The sequence below is a fragment of the Streptomyces sp. NPDC059455 genome (genome assembly GCF_042750115.1).
Lineage (GTDB): Bacteria > Actinomycetota > Actinomycetes > Streptomycetales > Streptomycetaceae > Streptomyces > Streptomyces endocoffeicus.
Genome location: NZ_JBHYVB010000322.1, coordinates 1 through 9,149 on the forward strand (window position 1 = coordinate 1; position 9,149 = coordinate 9,149).

Genomic DNA, 9,149 nt, shown 5'->3' on the forward strand with positions numbered 1-9,149 from the left:
GAGTATGTGCCGCCTGTTCCTCGAACAGCTCCGGCAGCACCCGCCCCGCCCCGGCCGCCGCCACCGAGGCACCCGTACCCCAGCCCAGCAGCCGCCCCCGCTCCTCCTCGGAGCAGCCGTCGACCCGCCCGACCCGGACATCAGGGTCGAAGGCCATGGCCTCCAGCACCCGTACCAGGCGGTCGGCGATCGTCGAGACGTCCTCGTGCCCGAACAGGTCCGGACGGTAGCCGAGCCGCATGTGCAGCCGTTCGTCCGGGACGACCAGCAGGGACAGGGCGTAGTGCACGGCGTCCCGCCCGGTGATGTCGACCGTCCTCAGTTCCCTCCCCGGGTCGAGCAACTGCCCCTGGTTGATGGGGTAGTTCTCGAAGACCGTCGTCGTGTCGAAGAGGTCTCCGGAGCGCACTCCGCTCAGCCGCTGGATCTCGGCAAGTCCCAAGTGCTGGTGGTCGAGCAGCTCCGTCTGCTCCTCCTGGAGCCGGGAGAGCAGCCCGCCCAGCGACTCCTGGGGATCGATGCGCAACCGGACCGGCACGGTGTTGATGAACAGGCCCACGATGGCCTCCACACCCGGCAGTTCCGCGGGGCGGCCCGAGACCGTGGTGCCGAACACCACGTCGTCCCGCCCGGTGAGCCGCCCGAGGACGAGCCCCCACGCCGCCTGGACGAGGGTGTTCAGCGTGAGCCCCGAGCGCCTGGCGCGCTGCGAGAGCCGCGCGGTGAGCTCGGGGGACAGATCGGTGGAGTACTCCTCCGGCCACATCGCGGCACGCCCCGGAGCGGCGGGGGCGACCAGCGTGGGCTCGGTCAGCCCCTCCAGCGCCGTGCGCCAGGCGGCGCGGGCGGCTTCCCGGTCCCGCCGCCCCAGCCAGACCAGATATTCGCGGTAGGGCACCGGCCGTGGCAGGCCCGTCTCGTCACCGGACCGTTCGTACAGCGCGAACAGTTCGCGCAGGACCAGGGGCACCGACCACCCGTCCCACAGCAGGTGGTGGTTGGTGATGACCAGCCAGTGCCGGTCCGGGCCGCCACGCAGGAGCGCGAAACGGACCAGCGGTGGCCGCGCCGGATCGAACCGTACGGAGCGGTCCTCGGCCAGCCACCGCTCCACCGCGCCCCGGCGCTCGTCCTCCGCGACCGTGGTGAGGTCCACCTCCTGCCACGGCACGGACACCGCACCGGCGACGGCCTGGACGGGATGGGACAGGCCGTCGTGCAGAAACGCGGCGCGCAGATGCGGATGCCTGCGCAGCAGCGCGTCGGCGGCCACGCGGAACCGGCCCGCGTCGAAGGAGCCCTCGAGTTCCAGGCAGAGCTGGACGAGATACACGTCCGGGGCCGTGTCGTCGTACACGGCGTGGAACAGCAACCCCTCCTGCAGCGGGCTCAGCGGCAGGACCTCCACACTGCCCGGGGCCTTCCGCTCGACGCTCTCCGACTCCGCCCGGGAGAGCCGGACGAGTGCTCCTTCTGAGCGGCCGAGGCCCTCGGCGGTGGGCTCGTCGGGCGTACGGGCCACGGCGGCGAGTGCCGCCGGCGTCTTGTACTGGAAGACCTGGCGGGGAGTGAGCACCAGCCCCTCCCGGCGGGCACGGCTGACGAGTTGGATGGAGATGATGCTGTCCCCGCCCAGCGCGAAGAACTCCTCCTCCACCCCGGCCTCGGCGAGCCCCAGCACCTCGGCGAACAGGGCGCACAGGGTCTTCTCCCGCGGTGTCGCCGCGGCCCGGCCGATGGTTCGGTCGGCCCCTGGGTCGGGCACGGGCAGCGCGGCGCGATCGAGCTTTCCGTTCGCGGTCAACGGCAGCGCGTCGAGTGTCATGAGGGCGGACGGGAGCATGTAGTCGGGCAGGGTCGCGGCGAGGTGGGACCGGAGGGACGCCACGAGTCCGCCCAGCTCATGGGAGGCCGCGGGGTCGTTGGCGTACGAGCGCAACGGACGTGTATCGTCCCCCCGCGCGGATGGCGTGGACGACGCGGCTGGCGCGGCTGGCGCGGCTGACGTGGACGACGCAGGCATCGCGGATGGCACGGACTGGTCGAGCACGCGATGGTCCACCCCCGCCGCCGTGTCCACGAAGACCGCGTCGAGACAGCCGTCGCTGTCGGACCAGGTGAGGGCGGCACGGTAGCCCAGACCCGCCGCGAGGTCGTGCAGGGCCTCCGGAGCGGACGCCTCGGGCTCCGGCCCCGCGGTGGCGGCCTCGCGGACGGCGTCCGGCGCCACTCCGTGCCGCAGTTGCCGCAACGCCTCCAGCTCGTGCGCGAGCCGGGCGTTGGGTATGCCGTTCACGCGCAGCATCCGGGGCCGGAGGCGCTCCAGGGTCTCCGCCACTTCGGTGGCGGTGCGCACCTCCTCGCCCCACTGACGCGCCACCGCGTCGGCCACCCGAGACGTCCCGTCCGTGGCGTCCGTGGGGGCCATCCCTTCCGTCCCGGCGCCCGAAACCCCCGTGGCGGGCGCCTTGACCAGGACCACGTCGTAACGGTGGCGGGTGAGTTCATTGCTCGCATGGCCACGTTTGACGCGCACATCGACCGCCGCCACCTCGGGCAGCCGGGACGGAAGGGTGGCGAAGAGGGCGGGGTCGACGACGAGTTCGCGCTCCTGCCGGATCGCCTTGTCGACCGTGGCCCGGAGGCTCTCGTTCGTCGTGCCGGGCGCGGCCTGAGCCAGGGCGACGGCCGTGGCGAAGCAGCGGAGCAGACGGGCGTTGCGCACATCACCGATGAAGATCCGGCCACCGGGCGCGAGCAGCCTCATCGCCCCGGCCACCACCTCGACCAGATACTCCACACTGGGGAAGTACTGGACGACCGAGTTGAGCACGATGGTGTCGAACCGGCCGGCGGGCAGACCGGTGAAGTCGGCCGCGGGCTGGGAGCGCAGCTGTGTGCGGTCCGCCAGGGCCGGATCGTGCGCGATCCGCTCCCGCAGATGGCCGATCACCGCGGGAGACACATCGGTGGCCCAGTACGCCTCACAGCGCGGTGCCAGGCGCGCCATGAGCAACCCGGTGCCGACCCCGATCTCCAGCACCCGGCACGGCTCCAGCTCCATGATCCGGTCGACGGTCGCGGTCAGCCACTCCCGCATCTCCGGCAGCGGAATGGGCCGCTGGTCATAGCTGCTGTCCCAGCCGACGAAGTCCTCCCGCAGGACGGTCGCGGCGCGGTCCCGGTACAGCGATTCGTAGACCGTGCGCCACTCCTCCACCTGCCGGCCGGCCAGGTCGCCGTCGGGGCCGGAACGGCGCGCGGGCACCGCGTAGGCCACCAGTCGCCGGTGGCCGGGACGGTCCTCGCGGACGGTCGCGGCGGCCTGCGCCACTTCGGGGTGTGCCGTCAGCGCGGCCTCGATCTCACCGAGTTCGATGCGGAATCCCCGCACCTTGACCTGGTCGTCCGCGCGTCCCACGAACTCCAGACGGCCGTCGCCGTCCCACCGCACGAGGTCGCCCGTGCGATACATCCGGGTGCCCGCCGGGCCGAAGGGATCGGCGGCGAACCGCTCGGCGGTCATCGCCGCACGCCCCGCATACCCCCGGGCCAGCCCCGCCCCCGCCACATACAGCTCACCCACCACCCCGGGCGGCACCAGCCGCAGCCCGGGATCGAGTACGTACACCGCCAGATCCGTGAGCCCCCGCCCGATGACACTCGGAGTCCCTGGTACGGCGTCCGCGTGGCCGAGCCGGCGGGCGGTGACATGGACCGTGGTCTCGGTGATGCCGTACATGTTGACCACGACGGGGGCGTCGTCGCGGTGGCGGACGTACCAGCCCGCCAGCCGGGCGGGGTCCAGGGCCTCCCCGCCGAGCACGATGTACCGCAGGGCCAGCTCCGAGCCCAGCGAGGGCAGGTCCTGGTCGGCGGCGATCAGCTGGTACAGGGCCGACGGCGTCTGGCACAGCACCGTGACCCCCTCGCGGACCAGCAGGCGCAGTACGTCCTCGGGGGAGCGGGTCACCTCCTTGTCCGGCACCACCAGCCGGCCACCGTGCAGCAGCGCCCCCCACATCTCCCAGACGGAGAAGTCGAAGGCGTACGAGTGGAACAGACACCACACATCGGTCTCACCGAAGGTGAACTGCTCCCGGGCGGCGCCGAACAGCCGTGCCACATTGCCGTACGGGACCTCGACACCCTTCGGAGTGCCGGTGGATCCGGAGGTGTAGATGACATAGGCCGGGTGGCGGGCGTCGAGCGGAAACACACGTTCGGCGTCGGACAGGTCGTGCGCGGGCAGCCCCCGCAGCCGGGCCACGGTGTCATCCGCCCCGAGGACCAGGCGCTTCACGGGCGGAGCGTCCGGTGGCAGGTCTTCGACGAGGCCGTCCGTGGTCACCAGCAGCGTGGCACGGCTGTCGGCGAGGACGAAGGCGAGGCGCTCCGCCGGGTGGTCCGGATCGAACGGGACGAACGCGGCCCCGGCCTTGAGGACGGCGAGAACGGCCACGACCATGTCGGCCGAGCGCGGGAGTGCGAGTGCCACCCGCGTCTCGGCTCCCGCACCGGAAGCCACCAGCAGCCGGGCGAGGCGGTTGGCACGCCGGTTCACCTCCGCGTACGTCAGTCTGGTGTCCCGGTGCACCACCGCGACGGCCTCGGGGGTCCTGCGCACCTGCTCCTCGAAGAGCAGCGGCAGCACCGCTTCCGTCCGCTCGGCGGGCTCCGTACGTGCCCCACCCCATGTGCGCAGCATCAGCTCGCGCTCGCCCGGCGCCAGCGGATCGACCGTTCCGACCCGCGGATCGGTGTCCGACACCAGCATCCGCAACACCCGCTGCAGCCGCTCCGCGATCGACTCGACCGCCTCCCGCGCCAGCAGGTCCGGCTGGTACCCCATCCGGATGTGCAGCCGCTCTCCCGGAATCACCATGAGGGCCAGGGCGTAGTGAGTGGCGTCGTAACTGTCCACCGCCAGCGTCGTGAGCTCCGTGGTGGGATCCAGCAGCCGCCCCTCGTCGAGGGGATAGTTCTCGAACACGGTGGTGGTGTCGAAGATCTCGCCCGATCCGATACCCGCCAGCCGCTGGATCTCGACGAGCCCGAGGTGCTGGTGGTCCAGGAGCCGCGCCTGCTCCTCCTGCAACCGGCTGAGCAGCGCGGACACCGGCTCCCGCGGGTCCATCCGCAGCCGCAGCGGAACGGTGTTGATGAACAGTCCCACCATGGACTCCACACCGGGGATCTCGGCGGGCCGCCCGGAGACCGTGGTGCCGAACACCACATCGTCCCGCCCGGTCAGCCGACCCAGCAGAATCCCCCACCCGGCCTGCACCAGCGTATTGAGGGTGAGCCCCAAACGCCTTGCCCGCAGAACGAGTTGGTCGGCCAACTCGGCGGGCAGGTCGAACGAGAACTCCTCCGGGGGGACCGTGGTCCGGTCGGGGGCCGCGGACGTGAGCAGAGTGGGCTCCGTCAGTCCCGCGAGCGCCTCGCGCCACGCCTCGCGCGCCGCCTCGCGGTCCTGGCGTCCGCACCACTCCAGATAGGTGCGATAGGGCACCGCCCGGGGGAGCGCCGACTCATCGCCGTTGTGGTCGTAGAGGGCGAAGTACTCCTGGACGACCAGGGGCAGCGACCATCCGTCGAGCAGGATGTGATGATGCGTCAGGACGAAGTGGAAGCGGTCGTCGCCCAACCGGAAGAGCGCGAACCGGATCAGGGGCGGACGCGTGAGATCGAAGCGGGTGCCCCGGTCCTCGACCAGCCACCGTTGAAGCGCCCGGCGCCGCTCCTCCACGTCCAGCTCCCTGAGATCGGCCTCGTGCCAGCGGAGGGGCACCTCGCGCGGTACGAACTGGACGGGCTGCGAGAGGCCATGGTGGAGAAAGCCCGCCCGGAGCGGCGGATGGCGCCGTACGAGGGCCTCGGCCGCCCGCCGGAACCGCGCGGGACCGGCGGGCCCTTCGAGCTCGAAGGAGAGCTGCACCAAATAGACATCGGGTGCGGCGTCGTCGTACACGGCATGGAACAGCAGCCCCTCCTGGACCGCGGTCAGCGGGAGGACGTCTTCCAGCTCGCGCTTGTCCATCAGGCGTTCCTCCACCAGTCTTCGAGGTTGTTGATGTCGTGTTGGGTGAGGGTGAGGAGGGGGAGGTCGGAGGGGGTGCGGCCGCCGGTGTGGTGTTGGGTGTGGGTGGTGAGTGCTTTGAGTGCGGTGTGCCAGTGGTGGGCGAGTTGGGTGATGTGGTGGGGGGTGTGGTGGTGGGGGTTGTAGGTGTAGGTGGTGGTGAGTTGGGGTCCGTGGGGGGTGTCTTGGGTGTGGGCGTTGATTTCGAGGGGGGTGTGGTGGAGTTGGTTGGGGTGGGTGTTGCCGGTGAGGGGGGTGGTTTCGGGTGCGTGGGGCCAGGGTTGGGTGGTGGTGGATGGGTCTGTTGTGTCTGGTGTTGGTGTTGGTGTTGTGGGTGTGGTGGGGGTGTAGCGGCCGAGGTAGTTGAAGGTGGTGGGGGGTTGGGGGAGGTGGGTGAGGTGGGTTTTGGTGGTGGGGTTGAGGTGGCGGAGGAGTCCGTAGGTGGTGCCGTGGTGGGGTGTGGTGTGGAGGGTTTCTTTGATGGTTTTGATGGCGGTGCCGAGGTGGGGTGTGGTGTGGGTGATGTCGTGCCAGGTGGCGGGTCCGGGGTGGAGTCGGGTGGGGTGGAGGGTGGTGAACCAGCCGATGGTGCGGGTGAGGTCGAGGTGGGGGGTGAGTTCGTGGCGGCCGTGGCTTTCGAGGTTGATGAGGGTGTCTGTGGTGTTGTTGAGGTGGTTGAGGGTGAGGGTGAGGGCGGTGAGGAGGATGTCGTTGATGCCGGCGTGGTAGGTGGCGGGTGTGGTGGTGAGGAGGGGTTGGGTGTGTTGGGGTGGGAGGGTGGTGGTGTGGTGGTGTAGTTGGTTGGTGGTAATGGGTGGGGGTGTGGGGGGTGGTGGTGTGGTGGGGTGGGGTTGGAGGGTGTGGGTCCAGTGGTGGAGTGTGGTGGTGTGGGTGGGGTGGTGGGCTTGTTGGGTGAGGTAGTGGGCCCAGGTGCGGAAGGAGGTGGGGACGGGTTCCAGGGTTGGCCTGGTCTGTGTTGGGTGGTGGTAGGCGTGGGTGAGGTCGGGGGTGAGGATGCGCCAGGAGACGGCGTCGATGACGAGGTGGTGGGCGAGGAGGAGGAGTCGTCCGGGGGTGGTGGGTCCGAGGGTGAGGTGGATGGCTTGGAGCATGATGCCGCGTTCAGGGTTGAGGCGGGTTTGGGCGGTGGTCTGGTGTTCTGTGATGGCGGTGGGGATGTCGGGGTGGCCGGTGAGGTCGGCGTGGTGGAGCAGGTTTGCGGCGTTGATGCTGCCCGGTGGTGGGATGCGGAGTTCGGGTTCTTGGGTGTTGTGGGTGAGTGTGAGGCGGAGGATGTCGTGGTGGTCGATGACGGTTTGCAGGGCGGTGGTGAGGCGTTGTTGGTTGAGGTCGGCGGGGACGGTGAGCAGGACTGATTGGTGGTAGGTGGTGAAGGGGCCGCCTCGTTCGAATAGGTCTCGCATGATGGGGGTGGCGGGGAGGGTTCCGGTGCCGGTTTCGTGGCGGGCTGGAGCGGCCGTGGTGGGGGTGTGGGTTGCTGTGGTGGCCAGGGCTGCGGGGGTTTGGTGCTGGAAGACCTGGCGGGGTGTGAGGAGTAGTCCTTGTTGTCTTGCGCGGCTGACGAGTTGGATGGACAGGATGCTGTCGCCGCCCAGGGCGAAGAAGCCGTCCTCCGGTCCGGCCTCGGGTATGGCCAGTACGTCGGCGAACAGCTGACACAGCGTGCGTTCGTGGGCATCGGCGGGGGCTCGTCCCTGACCGGTGCCGGTGGTTGCCGGTGTGGGAGCGGGTAGGGCCGCGTGGTCGAGTTTGCCGTTGGCGGTCAGCGGCAGGCGTTCCAGGGGTACGTAGTGGGAGGGGATCATGTAGTGGGGGAGTCGGTCGGTCAGGTGGGTCCGGATCTCCGCGGCAGGTGGCGGTTCGGCCCCAGCTTGTGCGGGGGTGAGGTAGGCGGCTAGGCGGCGGTCGCCGGGGCGGTCCTCGCGGACGGTCACCACGGCTTGGCCGATACCGGGATGGGCCGTCAGCGCGGTCTGGATTTCTCCGGGCTCGATGCGGAATCCGCGGACCTTGACCTGCTCGTCGGCTCGCCCGTGGAACTCCAGCTGCCCGTCGGCTGTCCATCGCACCAGGTCCCCGGTGCGGTACATCCGTTCCCCGCTGGCCGTACTGTATGGGCAGGCCACGAACCGTTCCGCGGTCAGTCCTGGCCGTGCCCAGTACCCCCGCGCCACTCCGCATCCCGTCACGTACAACTCGCCCACCACACCCACCGGAACCAACCCCAACCCCGCATCCAGCACAACCAAGCGGGTGTTGCCGACGGGTGTGCCGATCGGTGGCGGGCCCGTGTCCTCGGGAGTGGTGAGGTGTCCCGTCGTGTCGACGGTGGTCTCGGTTGGTCCGTAAGAGTTGTGCAGCCGCGCATGCGGAAGCGTGGCGACGAAGGAGTCACGCAGATCGGCGGTCAGCGGTTCGCCACCGCAGACGACGTGGCGTACGGAGGCGCAGAGGCGCCGTGCCCCCTCCCACTCCAGCAGCAACCGCAGCAGGGTCGGCACACAGTGCACCACCGTGACCCCGTGACGTTCGACGGCGGACAGCAGATGGCCAGGGTCGGCGTGGTGATCGGGGTCGGTGCCGATGATGCTTCCGCCGGTGAGCAGCGGACAGAAGAGTTCCCACACCGAGACGTCGAAACTCATCGGTGTCCGCATGAGGAAGCGGTCATGCTCGGTCCAGCCGAACGTCCCGATCCGCCACAGCAGGTTGTTGACGATGGCCCCGTGCGGGACCACGACCGCCTTGGGTGTGCCCGTCGAGCCCGAGGTGTAGATGACGTACGCCGGATGCGCGGGCGTGAGCGGTGTCGGCCGCTCGTCGTCGGACACGTCCCCCGTGTCATGGGCTTCCACACGGGTGTGGGTGTCTTCGGTGTCGAGGAGGAGCCAGGGCAGGGTGGCGGTGCTGGCGGGGAGGGTGTTGGCGAGTTTGCTGGTGGTGATGAGGAGGGTGGGTTGGCTGTCGTGGAGCATGAAGGTGATGCGGTCTGGTGGGTAGCCGGGGTCGAGGGGTACGTAGGCGGCTCCGGCCTTGGTCACGGCGA

2 protein-coding genes are annotated in these 9,149 nt (G+C 70.1%); both read right to left on the reverse strand.

The window, feature by feature from the left end; all coding sequences use genetic code 11:
* A partial coding sequence (locus tag ACFXB5_RS50800) for an amino acid adenylation domain-containing protein (protein ID WP_385222187.1) occupies positions 1-6,043 on the reverse strand: 6,043 nt, incomplete at its 3' end.
* Positions 6,043-9,149: amino acid adenylation domain-containing protein (locus tag ACFXB5_RS50805; protein ID WP_385222190.1), on the reverse strand; the 3,107-nt coding region annotated here is incomplete at its 5' end. The genes ACFXB5_RS50805 and ACFXB5_RS50800, both read right to left, overlap by 1 nt.